Consider the following 15,773-nt stretch of genomic DNA (forward strand, 5'->3'; position numbering starts at 1 on the left):
TGCTCAATGAGCAGCTTAATTCCTCACGATTACAGGTATAAAATTTCTTCACCCACACCAGTTGACAAAGAGCCAAAAAAACCATAGAAGATAAAATCTTCTATGGTTTGAAAAATTATACTAACTCGATAACTACCATATCAGCTGCATCCCCACGGCGAGGTCCAACTTTTAAGATACGAGTGTATCCACCATTACGCTCAGCGTAACGAGGTGCGATATCAGAGAATAATTTTTGAACAGCTGTTGCTCCAGTTTCATCGTTAGCAACCTCTGCACGTACATATGCAGCTGCTTGACGACGAGCGTGTAAGTCTCCACGTTTACCTAAAGTAATTAATTTCTCAACTACTGAACGTAATTCTTTTGCACGAGCTTCAGTTGTTACAATGCGTTCGTTGATGATTAAATCTGTTGATAAATCACGTAACATTGCTTTACGTTGATGACTAAGACGTCCTAATTTTCTGTAAGCCACTTAAAATTCCTCCTTCCATATGAAAATGGAATTATAACATTATATATAAATCAATTATTTAGTGCAACCTAAGCTTAATCCTAATTCGTCAAGTTTATCCTTAACTTCTTTTAATGATTTTTTACCTAAGTTACGAACTTTCATCATATCTTCTTCAGAATGACGAGCTAATTCTTCAACTGTATTGATTCCAGCACGACGTAAACAGTTGTAAGAACGAACAGATAAGTCTAACTCTTCAATTGGCATTTCTAATACTTTGTTTTTCTCTTCATCTTCACGTTCAACGATGAATGATGCAAGTTGCCCTGCTTCATTTAAGTTAACTAGAATGCTGAAGTGTTCAACTAAGATTTTAGATGCTAAAGAGATAGCTTCTTGTGGGTTAACACTTCCGTTTGTCCAAACTTCTAATGTTAATTTATCGTATGATGCATCTTGACCAACACGAGTCTTTTCAACATCATAAGATACGCGAGTTACTGGTGTGTAGATAGAGTCGATAGCGATCTCTCCTGCACTCTCAAGTAATTTTTTATTATCATCGGCACCAACATAACCATTACCACGACGAGCTTTCATAGTCATTCGTAAACGACCTGTAGCTGATAAAGTAGCAATGTGTAAGTCAGGATTGATAATTTCTACTTGTTCGTCACATTCGATATCTGCAGCCGTAACTGCACCTTCTCTAGCAACATCAATACGTAATTCCTTAACCTCTTCTGAATCAATAGATAAGATTAAGTTTTTTAAATTTAAAATAATTTGTGTTACATCTTCAACTACACCATCGATAGAAGTGAATTCGTGTTGAACTCCCTCTATAGAGATAGATGTTACTGCAGCTCCAGGAAGTGATGATAGTAATACTCGACGTAAGGAATTCCCTAACGTAGTACCATATCCACGTTTTAGAGGCTCAATAACAAATTTCCCATAGAATTCATCTTTGATGTATTCTTCAACTTCAATTCTTGGTTTTTCGATTTCTAACATCGATTTCCCTCCTCAGGATCGCTTAATAGTAGGGTACTACTTTCAAATAACTTCCTGATTAACCACGTGGGTGTTTTGGTGGACGGCATCCGTTATGAGGAACTGGAGTAACGTCTTTGATAGCTGTTACATCTAATCCTGCAGCTTGTAAAGCACGAATAGCTGCTTCACGACCAGGACCAGGACCTTTAACTGATACGTCTACACTTTTCATTCCGTGATCCATTGCAGCTTTAGCAGCAGCTTCTGATGCCATTTGAGCAGCGAATGGAGTTGATTTACGAGATCCTTTGAATCCTAATGCACCTGCACTTGACCATGAGATTGCATTACCATGAGGATCAGTAATCGTAACAATTGTATTATTGAAAGTCGAGTGGATATGTGCTACACCTGTAGCAATATTCTTTTTAACACGACGTTTACGACTAACTTGTTTACGTGCCATATGATGACCCTCCTAACTATTTTTTCTTATTAGCAACTGTTTTACGTGGACCTTTACGAGTACGGGCATTGTTTTTAGTGTTTTGTCCGCGTACTGGTAAACTTCTACGGTGACGGATACCACGGAATGAAGCGATCTCCATTAAACGTTTGATGTTTAATGAAACTTCACGACGTAAGTCTCCTTCTACTTTTAATTTATCTACTTCTGCACGGATACGGTTTAACTCATCTTCAGTTAAATCACGTACACGTGTATCTTCTGATACACCAGCAGCAGCTAAGATTTGTTGAGCTGTTGGTTTACCAATTCCATAGATATATGTTAATGAAATTACAACGCGTTTGTCGCGAGGAATATCTACACCAGCAATACGTGCCATACATTGCACCTCCTAAAGCTTATCCTTGTTTTTGTTTATGTTTTGGATTTTCACAAATTACCATTACTTTCCCTTTACGGCGAATAACTTTACATTTATCGCAGATAGGTTTTACAGATGGTCTTACTTTCATGAATTAAAACCTCCTCATTTTTCAGTATATCGGAGTCTATTTGTGACGATATGTAATACGCCCACGTGTTAAATCATAAGGAGATAATTCTACTGTTACTTTATCACCTGGTAAAATACGAATGAAGTTCATACGGATTTTACCAGAAACGTGAGCAATTAATTGATGACCATTTTCTAATTCTACTTTAAACATAGCGTTTGGCAAATTATCGATAACGGTAGCTTCTACTTCAATAACGTCTTGCTTAGCCATTGATTATGCCTCCTTATCTTTATAACTTAGTTAATATTTCATATCCATTGTCAGTGATGACAACAGTATGTTCGAAATGAGCACAGAGAGCTTTATCACGAGTAACTACAGTCCAATTATCAGCTAAAGTACGAACGTATCTCTCACCATAATTAACCATAGGTTCGATTGCTAAAGTCATACCTGTTTTCAATCTTGGTCCTCGTCCAGGAGGTCCATAGTGTGGAATTGAAGGATCTTCATGTAGATCTTGACCGACACCATGCCCAGCGTACTCACGGACAATCGAGAAATTATGAGATTCTACATACACTTGAATAGCGTGTGAGATATCTGATAAACGATTTCCCGCTTTAGCCTGTTCTAAACCGACAAATAATGATTGTTTAGTTACATCAAGTAATCGTTGAGCTTCATCTGAGATTTTCCCTACTGGGTAAGTCCAAGCTGAATCACCATGATATCCATTATATTTCGCGCCGATATCGATTGAGATAATATCTCCATCTTTTAAGACACGATTTCCTGGAATACCGTGAACAAGTTCATCGTTTACTGATGCACAAATACTTGCAGGGAATCCATGATAACCTTTAAAAGAAGGTATTGCGCCTTGACTACGAATTACATCTTCTACAATTTTATCTAACTGCTTCGTTGTAACGCCAGGTTTAATGTGCTTTTGAACCTCTTGATGAGCTAAAGCAACAATACGACCGGCTTCTCGCATAATATCAATTTCGCGTGGAGTCTTACAAATAATCATTATTTATTGCCTCCAAGTACATCTTGGATTTCTGCAAATACAAGATCAATTGATTGTTGACCATTAATATTAACAAGATTTCCTGCTAAAGAGTAATAATCTAATAAAGGCTTAGTTTGACTAACGTAAACATCTAAGCGATTACCAACCGTTTCTTCATTATCATCTTTACGTTGATATAATTCTCCACCACACTTGTCACAAGTACCAGCAACTGCAGGAGGATTGAAGATCATGTGATAAGTTGCCCCACATGAACGACAAATACGACGTCCAGTTAAGCGCTCTTTAAGAATGTCTAAATCAACATCAATATTAATTACATAATCAATCTTCGAATCAAGAGAAGTCAGTATTTCATCTAAGGCTTTTGCCTGATCTACTGTTCGTGGAAAACCATCTAACAGGAATCCCGACTTGCAATCTGATTCAGACAAGCGATCCTTTACAATACCAATTGTAACATGGTCAGGTACTAATGCACCTTGATCCATGTAACGCTTAGCTTCCATACCTAATTCAGTTTGGTCTTTTATCGCCTTCCTAAACATATCTCCAGTTGAGATATGTGGAATTTGATAGTTTTCAATAATTTTTTCAGCCTGAGTACCTTTACCAGCACCCGGAGGCCCCATAAATACGATTTTCATCATATCACCTCAATTATTTGATGAATCCTTTATATTTTTGATCCATTGTTTTTGTTTGGATTTGCTTAGCAGTTTCGATTGCTACACCTACAACAATTAATAAGCTTGTACCACCAATTTCAACACTACTTGGTAAATCAGTGATTGCGCCAAATACAATTGGTAAGCCCGCAATGACTACTAAATAAATAGCTCCAATAAAAGTGATACGAGATAAAACTTTTGATAAATATTCTTCAGTATCAACACCCGGTCTTACACCTGGAATGTATGATCCTTGTTTTTTAAGGTTTTCTGCTACTTTTTCTGGACTTACTTGTACGAAAGCATAGAAGTAAGTGAAAGCAACGATTAATACAACATATAAAATAAACCCAATTGGTTGTTGGTAATTAAAGATAGCTTTAATTACATTAGTTACACCTGATTCAGGCAAGAAATTTACTACAGTTAACGGTAAGCTCACAAGTGAAGCTGCAAAAATTACTGGAATTACCCCAGCTGAATTTAACTTCAGCGGAATAAATGAATCTTTACGTCCCGATAACTGAGCAGAATTATGTCTATTGGCATATTGAATTGGTAATTTTCTAGTTGCGCTTTGTAAATAGATAACAGCAATAATTGTCAGAGCTAACAATGCTAACACTGAAATAAATGCTAACACGTTAGATACTGTTATATTTACCAAGTATTTCGTGTATAAATCGTTTAGCATATATGGAACACGAGATAAAATACCTGCTACGATAATCATTGATGTACCATTACCAATTCCCTTGCTAGTAATTTGATCAGCAAGGAAAATCATAACAGCCGTACCTGCTGTCATAGTTAATGCAATATAAAGATAAGTGATTACTGAATGACTTTCCAGTAAAATCCCTTGATATCCTAAATCGAAACCAATTGACATTGCAATGGCTTGAACAAATGCAAGAACTAAAGTGACATAACGAGTTAATTGATTTAACTTACGTTTACCAGTTTCACCTTCTTTTGCCCATTCAGACAAAATCGGTACAACATCCATTTGAAGCAACTGGATAACAATTGATGCAGTAATATAAGGAGAGATAGACATCGCAAACAATGAAAATCGTTTCAATGCCCCTCCACTTAATGTATCAAAGAATCCAAGCATCGGAGTTTGCGCGGAAGCTTCTAAAACAGATGTATTGATGGTTGGCACAGGAATATAAGATCCAATACGATAGACAACAAAGATCATCAACGTGAATAGGATCTTTTTACGTAAATCAGCGTTCTTCCATATCTTACTGAAAGTAGCCATTATACCACCTCGATTGATCCACCTTGAGCCGCAATTTGTTCTTCTGCTGTTTTTGAGAATTTAGCTGCTTTAACAGTTAATTTCTTCTCTAGTTGTCCTTGTCCTAAAACTTTAAGCCCAGAGTGTAATTTTTTAATTACTCCAGTTTCTAATAAAAGTTCTGCAGTAACAACTGTTCCATCTTCGAATTTATTTAATTGATCTAAATTAACGATAGCGTATTCTTTACGGTTGATGTTAGTAAATCCACGTTTTGGTAAACGACGGAATAAAGGAGTTTGACCACCTTCGAATCCTAAACGAACTCCACCACCTGAACGAGCGTTTTGTCCTTTGTGTCCTTTACCTGCAGTTTTACCTTGACCTGAACCGTGTCCACGACCGATACGTTTTCTATCTTTACGAGACCCTTCAGTATATGTTAACTCATGTAATTTCACCGAAAGTCACCTCCTCTTTGATTATTTCTCTACTACAGTCAATAAATGAGATACTTTATTAATCATACCGCGAACAGCTACATTGTCAGCTTTAACAACTGTTTGGTTTAATTTTTTTAAACCTAATGCTTGAACTGTTGCACGTTGAGATTCATTTTGACCGATTACACTACGTGTTAAAGTAATGTGTAATTCTTTAGCCATTGGAGTTCCCTCCTTATCCTAAGATTTCTTCAACAGTTTTCCCACGTAATTCAGCTACGCGCTCAACTGTTTTTAAATTTTCTAAACCATTGATTGTTGCACGAACCATGTTAATTGGTGTGTTTGATCCTAAAGATTTTGATAAGATATCTTGTACTCCAGCTAACTCTAATACGGCACGTACTGGTCCACCTGCGATAACTCCTGTACCGGCAGAAGCAGGTTTTAATAATACGCTACCTGAACCGAATTCTCCAACGATTTGGTGAGGAATTGTAGTTCCAACTGTAGGTACATAGATTAAGTTCTTTTTAGCACTTTCAACTGCTTTTTTGATTGCTTCAGGTACCTCTTGAGCTTTACCAGTACCGAAACCAACGTGACCATTTTTGTCACCGACAACAACTAATGCAGCAAAACGGAAACGACGTCCACCTTTTACTACCTTCGTTACACGATTAATAGTAACTACACGTTCTTCAAGTGTTAAGTTACTAGGGTCAATGATTTGACGCATCTTTGTCCCTCCTTCTTTAATTAGAATTGTAATCCATTTTCACGAGCTGCTTCAGCTAATGCTGCAACACGTCCGTGATAGATATATCCTCCACGGTCGAAAACAACTGATGTGATATTTTTTTCTAAAGCGCGTTTAGCAACTGCTGCACCTACTGCTTTAGCTGCTTCAACGTTACCTGTAGAAGCGATGTTTAAATCTTTATCTAAAGTTGATGCACTAACTAATGTAGTACCAGTTACATCATCAATGATTTGCGCATAAATGTGTTTGCTAGAGCGGAATACATTTAAGCGTGGGCGCTCTGCAGTTCCTGTAACTTTAGCACGTACACGGTAATGTCTTTGTTTACGTAACTCATTACGTGATACTTTTTTAATCATTCAGGCCACCCCTTTCGAATTATTTTTTAGCTTTTTTACCTTCTTTACGACGAACATGTTCACCTTTGTAACGGATTCCTTTTCCTTTGTATGGTTCAGGAGCACGTACAGCGCGAATGTTAGCAGCGAATTCTCCAACTACTTGTTTGTCGATCCCTTTTACTACTACAGTAGTATTGTTAGGTACTTCGATAGTTACACCTGCAGGTGCATCCATCTCAACTGGGTGAGAGTATCCAGCGTTTAATACAAGTTTTTCTCCTTGTTTTTGTGCACGGTATCCAACCCCGATGATTTCTAACTCACGAGTAAACCCTTCAGATACACCAACAACCATGTTGTTTAATAAAGCACGTGTTGTTCCGTGTAACATTTTGTTTTCCTTGTTATCGTTAGGACGAACTACAGTTAATTCGTTTCCTTCAACTGTAATTTGCATATTTGCATTAAATGTACGAGAAAGTTCCCCTTTAGGTCCCTTCACAGTAACTAAGTTATTTTCAGCAACAATCACTTCAACACCAGAAGGTAATGCTACTGGTTTATTACCAATACGAGACATTTATGTGACACCTCCTGTCTTTATTTATTACCAAACGTAAGCTAATACTTCTCCACCAACTTGTTGTTGACGAGCTTCTTTATCAGCCATAATTCCTTTAGAAGTAGATAAGATAGCGATACCTAATCCGTTTAATACTTTAGGAACTTCTGTATTTTTAACGTATACACGTAAACCTGGTTTAGAGATACGTTTTAAACCTGTGATAACACGTTCGTTGTTTTTACCGTATTTTAAAGCAACACGTAAAACACCTTGTTTGTTATCTTCAATATATTCTACATCGCGAATGAAACCTTCACGTTTTAATAATTCTAATACTTCACGTTTCATTTTAGAAGCTGGCATTTCAACCACTTCATGACGCATTTGGTTTGCGTTACGAATACGTGTTAACATATCTGCAATAGGATCTGTCATTACCATTTATTTTTCCTCCTTCCCGTTTAAAGAGAATTAAGTTTATTACCAGCTTGCTTTTTTAACACCTGGGATTTGTCCTTTATATGCTAATTCACGGAAGCAAATACGGCATAATTTGAATTTGCGTAAGACAGAGTGTGGACGACCACAACGCTCGCAACGTGTATATTCACGAACTGCGAATTTTTGTTTACGCTGTTGTTTGATAATCATAGATTTTTTAGCCATGAGTGACGCCTCCTTTCATCAATTATTTTTGAAATGGCATCCCTAATTGAGTTAACAACTCACGAGCTTCTTCATCTGTGTTAGCAGTTGTAACTACAACGATATCCATTCCTCGAACTTTATTTACTTTATCGAAGTCGATTTCTGGGAAAATTAATTGTTCTTTAACACCTAATGTGTAGTTTCCACGTCCATCGAATGATTTTTTAGAAACTCCGCGGAAGTCGCGTACACGTGGTAAAGAAATTGATACTAATTTATCTAAGAAATCATACATACGCTCACCACGTAATGTAACTTTACATCCGATTGGCATTCCTTCACGAAGACGGAAACCAGCGATAGATTTCTTAGCACGTGTGATAACTGGTTTTTGACCAGTGATTAAAGCTAATTCAGCTACAGCCTCATCTAAAACTTTAGAGTTGCTTACAGCATCTCCGATACCCATGTTGATAACGATTTTATCAATTGTTGGGATTTGCATTACAGATTTATATCCGAATTTTTCAACCATTTGGTTTTTTACTTCATTTTCGTATTTTTGACGTAAACGATTCATGCAGGTTTACCTCCCTTCGTTGTTAAACTATATTATAATACTTCACCTGATTTTTTAGCGAAGCGTACTTTTTTACCGTCAACGAATTTATATCCTACGCGTGTTGGTTTACCACTCTTTGGATCTACAATCATAACGTTAGATGCATGGATCGGTGCTTCAAATTCAACGATTCCACCATCTGGATTCATTTGAGAAGGGCGTACGTGTTTTTTAACAACATTTACACCTTCAACAACCACCTTGTTTTTAGATGGGTTTGCTGAAAGAACAACACCTTCTTTACCTTTATCTTTACCTGAAATGATAACTACTTTATCTCCAGTTTTAATTTGCATATCGTGCACCTCCTAATCTTAAGGATTAAGTGTTAATTAAAGTACTTCTGGAGCTAATGAAACAATACGCATAAAATCTTTATCGCGTAATTCACGAGCTACTGGTCCGAAGATACGAGTACCACGTGGAGATTTATCGTCTTTAATAATAACTGCTGCGTTTTCATCAAATTTAATGTATGATCCATCAGCACGACGAGCTCCAGTTTTCGTACGGACGATTACTGCTTTAACAACATCACCTTTTTTAACAACTCCACCTGGCGCTGCTGACTTAACTGTAGCAACAATAACATCACCGATGTTACCAGTTTTTTTGTGAGAACCACCTAAAATTTTAATTGCTAATAATTCTTTTGCACCAGAGTTATCAGCAACTCTTAAACGTGTTTCTTGTTGAATCATGATTGGACCTCCTTTCAAGACTCCAGTATTTCAATAAAATTAATTAAATAATAACTGCTTTTTCAACAATTTCAACTAAACGGAATTTTTTTGTTTTTGACATAGGACGGCATTCTTCAATGCGAACTAAATCTCCAACTTTTGCTTCATTTAACTCATCGTGAGCTGCATATTTTTTTGAATATTTAACTCGTTTACCGTATAGAGGATGTACTTTGTAAGATTCGATAAGTACTGTAATTGTTTTATCTGTTTTATCTGAAACTACACGTCCAGTAAAAGTTTTTTTAGTACGTTCCATAAGTGAACCTCCTCTCAAGCTCATTATTTATTGTTTTCGCGTTCGCTAATGATCGTTTTCATACGTGCAATACCTTTACGTACTTCACGAATACGACCAGTGTTTTCTAATTGTCCTGTAGCTAATTGGAAACGAAGGTTGAATAACTCATCTTTTAATTCGTTAATTTTAGCTTCGATTTCTGTAGTGGTTAAATTACGGATTTCATTAGCTTTCATTACTATCACCACCGTCTACACGTTTTACAAACTTAGTTTGAACTGGTAATTTGTGAGAAGCTAAACGTAATGCTTCACGAGCGATCTCTTCAGATACACCACCAATTTCAAACATAACTTTTCCAGGTTTTACTACTGCAACCCATCCGTCTGGAGCCCCTTTACCTGATCCCATGCGGACTTCTAAAGGTTTAGCAGTTTTAGCTTGATGAGGGAAGATTTTAATCCATACACGTCCGCTACGTTTCATATAACGAGTCATAGCGATACGAGCTGCTTCGATTTGACGGTTAGTTACCCAAGCACCAGTTGTTGCTTGTAAACCATACTCACCAAATACTACAGTTGTTCCACCTTTTGCACGTCCTTCATAAGACAAGCGGTGAGGGCGACGATATTTTGTACGTTTAGGTACTAACATATTATTTACCCTCCTTTGCTACTTGACGGTTTTTTGTAGGTAATACTTCACCTTTGTAGATCCATACTTTAATACCTAATTTACCGTAAGTTGTATCTGCTTCTGCTGTAGCGTAGTCGATATCAGCACGTAATGTATGTAAAGGTACATTTCCTTCACTATATCCTTCAGCACGAGCCATATCTGCTCCACCTAAACGTCCTGATACTTGAGTTTTAATCCCTTTAGCACCAAATTTAATAGCACGTTGGATTGCAACTTTTTGTACACGACGGAAAGAAGCACGATTTTCTAATTGTTCTGCGATTGAGTTTGCAACTAATTGAGCATCAACTTCAGGACGTTTGATTTCAACGATACGGATGAAAACACGTTTACCTGTCATTTTTTCTAATTGAGCAACAGCTGCATCTTTTTCTGATCCACCACGACCGATTACCATACCTGGTTTAGCCGTATGAACGATAATATTAACACGGTTTTTTGCACGTTCGATTTCAACGCGTGATACCGAAGCTCTTTTGAATTTGTTATTAATGTAATCACGGATTTTTAAGTCTTCGTGTAATAAAGTAGCGAAGTCTTTATCGTTTGCATACCAACGAGCATCCCAATCACGGATTACACCAACACGTAAACCAATTGGACTAACTTTTTGACCCACTTCGTATCCCTCCTTTAATTATTTTTTCTCAGCTACCACGATAGTGATGTGAGATGTTCTTTTGTTGATTTGTGATGCACGACCTTGTGCACGTGGACGGAATCGTTTTAATGTTGTACCTTCATTCACATATGCTTCCTTAACATATAATGAATTGATATCTAAGTTTAAGTTGTGTTCAGCATTTGCGATAGCTGATTTTAAAACTTTCTCAACAATCGGAGATGCCGCTTTAGGAGTGTGTTTTAAAATTGCGTATGCTTCGCCTACTTGTTTTCCTCGAATTAAATCAATCACTAAGCGTGCTTTACGAGGAGCAATGCGAACTGTTCTAGCCATAGCTTTAGCTTCCATAGCCATGTCCTCCTCTCAATATTAACGTCTAGTTTTTTTGTCTTCTTTGATGTGTCCTTTATAAGTACGAGTTGGCGCGAATTCACCTAATTTGTGTCCTACCATATCTTCAGTAACATATACAGGAACATGCTTGCGTCCATCATAAACAGCAATTGTATGTCCTACAAACTGTGGGAAAATTGTTGAACGACGTGACCAAGTTTGAATGATTTTTTTGTCTCCGCTTTCGTTAGCAGCTACAACTTTTTTCATTAAATGATCGTCACAGAAAGGTCCCTTTTTTAAACTACGTCCCATTCTAAATTTCCTCCTTTCGAACATTTACATTTAGCATATATCTTTATTATTTGTTGCGTCCGCGAACAATTAATTTACTTGATGCTTTTTTCTTGTTACGAGTTTTTAAACCAAGAGCTGGTTTACCCCATGGTGTAACTGGAGATTTACGTCCGATTGGAGTACGTCCTTCCCCACCACCGTGTGGATGGTCATTAGGGTTCATTACAGAACCGCGAACAGTTGGACGAGTACCTAACCAACGTGTACGACCTGCTTTACCGATGTTTACTAATTCGTGGTCAGCATTACCAACTTCACCGATTGTTGCACGGCAAGTTCCTAATACTTTACGAACTTCACCTGAAGCTAAACGAACTAATACGTAACGCTCTTCACGCCCTAAGATTTGAGCAGAAGTTCCTGCTGAACGTACTAATTGTCCACCTTTACCAGGTTTTAACTCGATGTTGTGAATTAATGTACCAACTGGGATGTTCATGATTGGTAATGCATTACCAATTTTGATATCCGCATTAGCACCTGATTCAATTTGCATTCCAACTTTTAATCCTTTAGGAGCGATAATGTATCGTTTTTCTCCATCAGCGTAGTTGATTAATGCGATGTTTGCTGAACGGTTTGGATCGTATTCGATTGTAGCAACACGTCCTGGAATACCGTCTTTTGTACGTTTAAAGTCGATGATACGGTATTTACGTTTGTGTCCACCACCGTGATGACGTACTGTGATTTGACCATGATTATTACGCCCTGCTTTTTTGCTTAAAGGAGCTAATAATGATTTCTCTGGTTTATTAGTCGTAATTTCGTCAAATGTTAAAACTGACATGTTACGACGACCATTCGTGGTAGGTTTATACTTTTTAATAGCCATCTTGTTCCCTCCTTTTACGACTTATTAATTATACTTCAAACTTTTCGATTGTTTGTCCTTCAGCTAATGTTACGATAGCTTTTTTCATTGAAGGCTTGAATCCTTCATAACGTCCAACACGACGTTTTTTAGGACGAACGTTAACGATGTTTACTTTCTCAACTTTTACATTGAATAAAGCTTCACAAGCTTGTTTAACTTCGATTTTGTTTGCTTTTTTATCAACTTCGAAAGTGAATTTACCTTCATTCATTAAATCATAAGATTTTTCAGTGATAATTGGGCGCTTAACGATATCTCTAGCATCTTTCATTATGCAAGCACCTCCTCAATCTTTTTAACTGCATCTTGAGTAATAACTAACTTAGTTGCATCTAAAAGATCTAATACATTTAATTGAGCTACTGATAACACTTTAACACCTGGGATGTTACGAGTTGATAATTCAACTGTTGTATTTTCTTCAGCAGTTACAACTAATGCTTTAGATGTGATGTTTAAAGCACCTAAAACAGAGATCATTTCTTTTGTTTTTGGAGCTTCGAATGCTAATGCATCTAAAACTACGATTTCATTTTCAACAACTTTAGTTGATAACGCAGATTTTAAAGCTAAGCGACGAACTTTTTTGTTTAATTTGTATGCATAGCTACGTGGAACTGGTCCGAATACGATTCCTCCACCACGCCATTGAGGTGCACGGATAGATCCTTGACGAGCACGTCCAGTACCTTTTTGTTTCCAAGGTTTACGTCCACCACCACGTACCTCAGTACGAGTTTTAGTTTTGTGCGTTCCTTGACGCATTGATGCACGTTGCATAATTACAGCATCGAACATTGCTTGTTTATGAGGCTCAATACCGAAGATTGTTTCGTTTAACACGATTTCTCCAACTTGAGCACCTTGTTGGTTATATAATGCTACTTGTGGCATTATGAATCCTCCTTTCCTACTGTACTAAACTATTTTGCTTTAACAGCAGAACGAACCATAACTAAAGATTTTTTAGCTCCTGGTACATTTCCTTTGATTAATAAAACGTTACGTTCTGTATCAACTTTAACTACTTCAAGGTTTTGAACAGTTACGATGTTTCCACCAGTTTGTCCAGGTAATTTTTTACCTTTTAAAACGCGGTTAGCAGCAATCGATCCCATTGAACCTGGACGACGATGGTAACGAGAACCGTGAGCCATAGGTCCACGAGATTGTCCATGACGTTTAATAACACCTTGGAATCCTTTACCTTTAGTCTTACCAGTTACGTCAACAACTTCTCCTTCAGCAAAAGTGTCAACTTTGATCTCTTGACCAACTTGATATTCCGCTACATTTACGTTACGGAATTCACGAACGAAGCGCTTAGGCGCTGTTTCAGCTTTAGCAACGTGTCCCATTTCAGGTTTGTTAGCTAATTTTTCGCGTTTATTTTCAAATCCAACTTGGATAGCTTCGTATCCATCAGTTTCGTTTGTTTTAACTTGTAAAACAACGTTAGGTGTTGCTTGCACAACAGTTACAGGAATTAATTTCCCTTCTTCAGTGAAAATTTGAGTCATACCAATTTTTCTACCTAAGATTCCTTTGGCCATGAGTTACACCTCCTATTTCGTATATATTATAATTTGATTTCGATGTCTACACCAGATGGTAAATCTAAGCGCATTAATGAATCAACAGTTTGAGCAGTTGGTTCAACAATGTCAATCAGACGTTTGTGAGTGCGCATTTCGAATTGCTCACGAGAATCTTTGTATTTATGTACCGCACGTAAGATCGTGTAAACTTGCTTTTCAGTTGGAAGTGGGATTGGTCCTGCCACTTTAGCTCCTGTTTTCTTAGCACTTTCAACGATTTTTTCTGCAGATTGATCTAAAATTCTGTGATCATAAGCTTTTAAACGGATTCTGATTTTTTGTTTTGCCATTTTATTTCCTCCCTTCGCCTATTTTTAGGAATAGACTAGCTCCACGAAAATTACCTGCCACATTGCCATGGCAAATCGGCCGGGTGTGTCAGCAACCTTTCGCTTCAACGCTCAAGTCAACATATCTATTATACATGAAAAAACTAAATAAATCAAATATTTTTTTATTTTTTATTCATAGATGTATATTTCGACAGTGACTCATCTCTTCGCAGTTTTCGGACTAATTTACATAAACAAATTTAACATATCTTAAACGAACAATCAAACATTTATGACAAGTAAATATTGTATTTTATTTAAAAATAAAATTTAACACTAGACTACTATCCAACTAAATTTTTAGAAATGTAGCTATTATTGATTTTAAAATAATTAATTATTGAATATTTATAAATAACATTTTAGTTATGTTTAATACATTTATTATCCTAAAGATAATATTATTATCTAAAACATTTTTTAATGTCGTCCTTAAGTCATTAAAGTCTTGTATATTCTAAATCATTGTGGAGCCATAGCTCTTCTTTGGATTTTGAGATACTAAGTATTATTTAAGACTTTACTTAATAATACGTATTTCTAGGAATACATAAAATCTCACAACACTATTCAGTCTTATATTCTTAAAGATAAAATGATTGATAAACTCGCATCATTAGAATGACTTTGTTTCTGATGAATACATTATCTATAGGAGTTATTCCCTCCTTAGTGATAGACATATCTCCTGATAGTAGTCAAAAATAATGTACTCCATCACTAATTATAAAAAACGATCATAATCTTTCCCTAAAGAAGAAGTGAACCTATAGGTTTTAGATTTTTAAATTCTCTAATAAAGTTTGATTTTACTCTTATAGATATATTATTTATTTCTACATATATTTAACTTCCTCTATTGTAATATTAGCCTCATTAACTGAAGCAATAAGAAAATCGTTTAACTCATTGCCAATTAGTGTTCACAAACCGTTATTGCAAAATAGGAAATAATTACTTCATATTTAGTATATTTATAATTAATTTGTTTTACATTACACCTAAACATTTAAAATCCAGGAGTGAATAATTTAAATATATAATTATTTTTTATATCAATAAATCTATTTATCGTTAATTGATTATACCAACCAACTACATAAAAATACTAAAACTATATCTTATTAATATTTTTTATAACTCCACTAATTTCTTCCATATACAATATTAATAACATTATTGGTTCTATAATATTTGGT

At 36.2% G+C, this 15,773-nt stretch carries 30 protein-coding genes; all 30 read right to left on the reverse strand.

Annotated features, from left to right (window positions below):
- Positions 1–115 precede the first annotated feature (115 nt).
- From rplQ to rpsJ, 30 genes are read right to left on the reverse strand one after another with little or no spacing between them, the layout of a single operon-like run.
- Positions 116–478: a 50S ribosomal protein L17 gene (rplQ, locus tag NEH74_RS02420; protein WP_055242982.1), complete on the reverse strand. Its 363-nt coding sequence runs from the start codon at positions 476–478 to the stop codon at positions 116–118.
- A 54-nt stretch (positions 479–532) separates the two neighbouring features.
- On the reverse strand, positions 533–1,477 hold the full coding sequence (locus NEH74_RS02425) for a DNA-directed RNA polymerase subunit alpha (RefSeq protein ID WP_055242984.1): 945 nt from the start codon (positions 1,475–1,477) through the stop codon (positions 533–535).
- A 58-nt stretch (positions 1,478–1,535) separates the two neighbouring features.
- Entirely contained in the window at positions 1,536–1,925 is a 390-nt protein-coding gene (rpsK, locus tag NEH74_RS02430) for a 30S ribosomal protein S11 (RefSeq protein ID WP_055242986.1), read from the reverse strand.
- 16 nt (positions 1,926–1,941) lie between these two features.
- Positions 1,942–2,307 (reverse strand): 30S ribosomal protein S13, encoded by a 366-nt coding sequence (rpsM, locus tag NEH74_RS02435; RefSeq protein ID WP_055242988.1) that lies wholly within the window; start codon positions 2,305–2,307, stop codon positions 1,942–1,944.
- 19 nt (positions 2,308–2,326) lie between these two features.
- A complete protein-coding gene (gene rpmJ / locus NEH74_RS02440; protein WP_006784454.1) occupies positions 2,327–2,440 on the reverse strand; it encodes a 50S ribosomal protein L36 in 114 nt (37 codons plus the stop codon).
- Between the two features lie 36 nt (positions 2,441–2,476).
- Positions 2,477–2,695, reverse strand: a complete 219-nt coding sequence (gene infA, locus NEH74_RS02445; RefSeq protein WP_006784453.1) for a translation initiation factor IF-1 — start codon at positions 2,693–2,695, stop codon at positions 2,477–2,479.
- A 19-nt stretch (positions 2,696–2,714) separates the two neighbouring features.
- The gene (gene map, locus NEH74_RS02450) at positions 2,715–3,461 is read right to left on the reverse strand and encodes a type I methionyl aminopeptidase (protein ID WP_055242990.1); all 747 of its coding nucleotides are present in this window, start codon (positions 3,459–3,461) and stop codon (positions 2,715–2,717) included.
- Complete coding sequence (locus NEH74_RS02455) at positions 3,461–4,111, reverse strand: adenylate kinase (RefSeq protein WP_055242991.1); 651 nt, start codon at positions 4,109–4,111, stop codon at positions 3,461–3,463. The genes map and NEH74_RS02455 overlap by 1 nt, the downstream gene beginning before the upstream one ends.
- Before the next feature lie 13 nt (positions 4,112–4,124).
- Complete coding sequence (secY, locus tag NEH74_RS02460) at positions 4,125–5,405, reverse strand: preprotein translocase subunit SecY (RefSeq protein ID WP_055275540.1); 1,281 nt, start codon at positions 5,403–5,405, stop codon at positions 4,125–4,127.
- Positions 5,405–5,845 (reverse strand): 50S ribosomal protein L15, encoded by a 441-nt coding sequence (gene rplO / locus NEH74_RS02465; RefSeq protein WP_055242995.1) that lies wholly within the window; start codon positions 5,843–5,845, stop codon positions 5,405–5,407. The genes secY and rplO overlap by 1 nt, the downstream gene beginning before the upstream one ends.
- A gap of 21 nt (positions 5,846–5,866) precedes the next feature.
- Positions 5,867–6,049, reverse strand: a complete 183-nt coding sequence (rpmD, locus tag NEH74_RS02470; RefSeq protein ID WP_055242997.1) for a 50S ribosomal protein L30 — start codon at positions 6,047–6,049, stop codon at positions 5,867–5,869.
- Positions 6,050–6,062: 13 nt separating this feature from the next.
- Positions 6,063–6,566, reverse strand: a complete 504-nt coding sequence (gene rpsE / locus NEH74_RS02475; protein WP_055242999.1) for a 30S ribosomal protein S5 — start codon at positions 6,564–6,566, stop codon at positions 6,063–6,065.
- A gap of 20 nt (positions 6,567–6,586) precedes the next feature.
- Positions 6,587–6,949 (reverse strand): 50S ribosomal protein L18, encoded by a 363-nt coding sequence (gene rplR, locus NEH74_RS02480; RefSeq protein ID WP_055243001.1) that lies wholly within the window; start codon positions 6,947–6,949, stop codon positions 6,587–6,589.
- A 19-nt stretch (positions 6,950–6,968) separates the two neighbouring features.
- The gene (gene rplF, locus NEH74_RS02485; protein WP_055243003.1) at positions 6,969–7,511 is read right to left on the reverse strand and encodes a 50S ribosomal protein L6; all 543 of its coding nucleotides are present in this window, start codon (positions 7,509–7,511) and stop codon (positions 6,969–6,971) included.
- Between the two features lie 27 nt (positions 7,512–7,538).
- The gene (gene rpsH, locus NEH74_RS02490) at positions 7,539–7,937 is read right to left on the reverse strand and encodes a 30S ribosomal protein S8 (protein WP_055243004.1); all 399 of its coding nucleotides are present in this window, start codon (positions 7,935–7,937) and stop codon (positions 7,539–7,541) included.
- A 39-nt stretch (positions 7,938–7,976) separates the two neighbouring features.
- Positions 7,977–8,162, reverse strand: coding sequence for a type Z 30S ribosomal protein S14 (locus NEH74_RS02495; protein WP_055243006.1), 186 nt, complete (start codon positions 8,160–8,162; stop codon positions 7,977–7,979).
- 22 nt (positions 8,163–8,184) lie between these two features.
- Positions 8,185–8,724, reverse strand: a complete 540-nt coding sequence (rplE, locus tag NEH74_RS02500; RefSeq protein WP_055275538.1) for a 50S ribosomal protein L5 — start codon at positions 8,722–8,724, stop codon at positions 8,185–8,187.
- 32 nt (positions 8,725–8,756) lie between these two features.
- The gene (gene rplX, locus NEH74_RS02505) at positions 8,757–9,062 is read right to left on the reverse strand and encodes a 50S ribosomal protein L24 (RefSeq protein WP_055243010.1); all 306 of its coding nucleotides are present in this window, start codon (positions 9,060–9,062) and stop codon (positions 8,757–8,759) included.
- Between the two features lie 36 nt (positions 9,063–9,098).
- Positions 9,099–9,467 carry a 50S ribosomal protein L14 gene (gene rplN, locus NEH74_RS02510; RefSeq protein ID WP_055243011.1) on the reverse strand — a complete coding sequence of 123 codons (369 nt, stop codon included), beginning with the start codon at positions 9,465–9,467 and terminating at the stop codon, positions 9,099–9,101.
- 43 nt (positions 9,468–9,510) lie between these two features.
- The gene (gene rpsQ / locus NEH74_RS02515; protein WP_068759272.1) at positions 9,511–9,768 is read right to left on the reverse strand and encodes a 30S ribosomal protein S17; all 258 of its coding nucleotides are present in this window, start codon (positions 9,766–9,768) and stop codon (positions 9,511–9,513) included.
- Between the two features lie 23 nt (positions 9,769–9,791).
- On the reverse strand, positions 9,792–9,986 hold the full coding sequence (rpmC, locus tag NEH74_RS02520) for a 50S ribosomal protein L29 (protein WP_055243015.1): 195 nt from the start codon (positions 9,984–9,986) through the stop codon (positions 9,792–9,794).
- On the reverse strand, positions 9,976–10,407 hold the full coding sequence (gene rplP, locus NEH74_RS02525; RefSeq protein ID WP_055243016.1) for a 50S ribosomal protein L16: 432 nt from the start codon (positions 10,405–10,407) through the stop codon (positions 9,976–9,978). The genes rpmC and rplP overlap by 11 nt, the downstream gene beginning before the upstream one ends.
- Before the next feature lies 1 nt (position 10,408).
- Complete coding sequence (rpsC, locus tag NEH74_RS02530; protein ID WP_055243018.1) at positions 10,409–11,071, reverse strand: 30S ribosomal protein S3; 663 nt, start codon at positions 11,069–11,071, stop codon at positions 10,409–10,411.
- Positions 11,072–11,089: 18 nt separating this feature from the next.
- Positions 11,090–11,425 carry a 50S ribosomal protein L22 gene (gene rplV, locus NEH74_RS02535; RefSeq protein WP_055243020.1) on the reverse strand — a complete coding sequence of 112 codons (336 nt, stop codon included), beginning with the start codon at positions 11,423–11,425 and terminating at the stop codon, positions 11,090–11,092.
- 21 nt (positions 11,426–11,446) lie between these two features.
- Complete coding sequence (gene rpsS / locus NEH74_RS02540; RefSeq protein WP_055243022.1) at positions 11,447–11,725, reverse strand: 30S ribosomal protein S19; 279 nt, start codon at positions 11,723–11,725, stop codon at positions 11,447–11,449.
- A 46-nt stretch (positions 11,726–11,771) separates the two neighbouring features.
- Complete coding sequence (gene rplB / locus NEH74_RS02545) at positions 11,772–12,602, reverse strand: 50S ribosomal protein L2 (RefSeq protein WP_055275534.1); 831 nt, start codon at positions 12,600–12,602, stop codon at positions 11,772–11,774.
- A 28-nt stretch (positions 12,603–12,630) separates the two neighbouring features.
- Positions 12,631–12,915, reverse strand: coding sequence for a 50S ribosomal protein L23 (rplW, locus tag NEH74_RS02550; RefSeq protein ID WP_006784432.1), 285 nt, complete (start codon positions 12,913–12,915; stop codon positions 12,631–12,633).
- On the reverse strand, positions 12,915–13,538 hold the full coding sequence (gene rplD, locus NEH74_RS02555; RefSeq protein ID WP_055243025.1) for a 50S ribosomal protein L4: 624 nt from the start codon (positions 13,536–13,538) through the stop codon (positions 12,915–12,917). The genes rplW and rplD overlap by 1 nt, the downstream gene beginning before the upstream one ends.
- Positions 13,539–13,567: 29 nt before the next feature.
- The gene (gene rplC / locus NEH74_RS02560) at positions 13,568–14,197 is read right to left on the reverse strand and encodes a 50S ribosomal protein L3 (protein WP_055243027.1); all 630 of its coding nucleotides are present in this window, start codon (positions 14,195–14,197) and stop codon (positions 13,568–13,570) included.
- Between the two features lie 26 nt (positions 14,198–14,223).
- Positions 14,224–14,532, reverse strand: coding sequence for a 30S ribosomal protein S10 (gene rpsJ / locus NEH74_RS02565; protein WP_055243029.1), 309 nt, complete (start codon positions 14,530–14,532; stop codon positions 14,224–14,226).
- Positions 14,533–15,773: the final 1,241 nt, after the last annotated feature.

The sequence above is a fragment of the Turicibacter sp. GALT-G1 genome (assembly GCF_025594995.1).
GTDB classification, from domain to species: domain Bacteria; phylum Bacillota_I; class Bacilli_A; order MOL361; family Turicibacteraceae; genus Turicibacter; species Turicibacter bilis.

Coding starts and splice junctions, on each gene's coding strand:
- rpmC (WP_055243015.1), bottom strand. CDS start 9,986: ATGAAAGCTAATGAAATCCGTAATTTAACCACTACAGAAATCGAAGCT.
- rplC (WP_055243027.1), bottom strand. CDS start 14,197: ATGGCCAAAGGAATCTTAGGTAGAAAAATTGGTATGACTCAAATTTTC.
- rpsK (WP_055242986.1), bottom strand. CDS start 1,925: ATGGCACGTAAACAAGTTAGTCGTAAACGTCGTGTTAAAAAGAATATT.
- rplX (WP_055243010.1), bottom strand. CDS start 9,062: ATGCAAATTAAAACTGGAGATAAAGTAGTTATCATTTCAGGTAAAGAT.
- rplF (WP_055243003.1), bottom strand. CDS start 7,511: ATGTCTCGTATTGGTAATAAACCAGTAGCATTACCTTCTGGTGTTGAA.
- map (WP_055242990.1), bottom strand. CDS start 3,461: ATGATTATTTGTAAGACTCCACGCGAAATTGATATTATGCGAGAAGCC.
- rplB (WP_055275534.1), bottom strand. CDS start 12,602: ATGGCTATTAAAAAGTATAAACCTACCACGAATGGTCGTCGTAACATG.
- rpmJ (WP_006784454.1), bottom strand. CDS start 2,440: ATGAAAGTAAGACCATCTGTAAAACCTATCTGCGATAAATGTAAAGTT.
- rplR (WP_055243001.1), bottom strand. CDS start 6,949: ATGATTAAAAAAGTATCACGTAATGAGTTACGTAAACAAAGACATTAC.
- secY (WP_055275540.1), bottom strand. CDS start 5,405: ATGGCTACTTTCAGTAAGATATGGAAGAACGCTGATTTACGTAAAAAG.
- NEH74_RS02495 (WP_055243006.1), bottom strand. CDS start 8,162: ATGGCTAAAAAATCTATGATTATCAAACAACAGCGTAAACAAAAATTC.
- rpsM (WP_055242988.1), bottom strand. CDS start 2,307: ATGGCACGTATTGCTGGTGTAGATATTCCTCGCGACAAACGCGTTGTA.
- rpsE (WP_055242999.1), bottom strand. CDS start 6,566: ATGCGTCAAATCATTGACCCTAGTAACTTAACACTTGAAGAACGTGTA.
- rplV (WP_055243020.1), bottom strand. CDS start 11,425: ATGGAAGCTAAAGCTATGGCTAGAACAGTTCGCATTGCTCCTCGTAAA.
- rpsJ (WP_055243029.1), bottom strand. CDS start 14,532: ATGGCAAAACAAAAAATCAGAATCCGTTTAAAAGCTTATGATCACAGA.
- rplW (WP_006784432.1), bottom strand. CDS start 12,915: ATGAAAGATGCTAGAGATATCGTTAAGCGCCCAATTATCACTGAAAAA.
- rpmD (WP_055242997.1), bottom strand. CDS start 6,049: ATGGCTAAAGAATTACACATTACTTTAACACGTAGTGTAATCGGTCAA.
- rplE (WP_055275538.1), bottom strand. CDS start 8,724: ATGAATCGTTTACGTCAAAAATACGAAAATGAAGTAAAAAACCAAATG.
- rpsQ (WP_068759272.1), bottom strand. CDS start 9,768: ATGGAACGTACTAAAAAAACTTTTACTGGACGTGTAGTTTCAGATAAA.
- infA (WP_006784453.1), bottom strand. CDS start 2,695: ATGGCTAAGCAAGACGTTATTGAAGTAGAAGCTACCGTTATCGATAAT.
- NEH74_RS02425 (WP_055242984.1), bottom strand. CDS start 1,477: ATGTTAGAAATCGAAAAACCAAGAATTGAAGTTGAAGAATACATCAAA.
- rpsS (WP_055243022.1), bottom strand. CDS start 11,725: ATGGGACGTAGTTTAAAAAAGGGACCTTTCTGTGACGATCATTTAATG.
- rplP (WP_055243016.1), bottom strand. CDS start 10,407: ATGTTAGTACCTAAACGTACAAAATATCGTCGCCCTCACCGCTTGTCT.
- rplN (WP_055243011.1), bottom strand. CDS start 9,467: ATGATTCAACAAGAAACACGTTTAAGAGTTGCTGATAACTCTGGTGCA.
- rpsH (WP_055243004.1), bottom strand. CDS start 7,937: ATGGTAATGACAGATCCTATTGCAGATATGTTAACACGTATTCGTAAC.
- rplD (WP_055243025.1), bottom strand. CDS start 13,538: ATGCCACAAGTAGCATTATATAACCAACAAGGTGCTCAAGTTGGAGAA.
- NEH74_RS02455 (WP_055242991.1), bottom strand. CDS start 4,111: ATGAAAATCGTATTTATGGGGCCTCCGGGTGCTGGTAAAGGTACTCAG.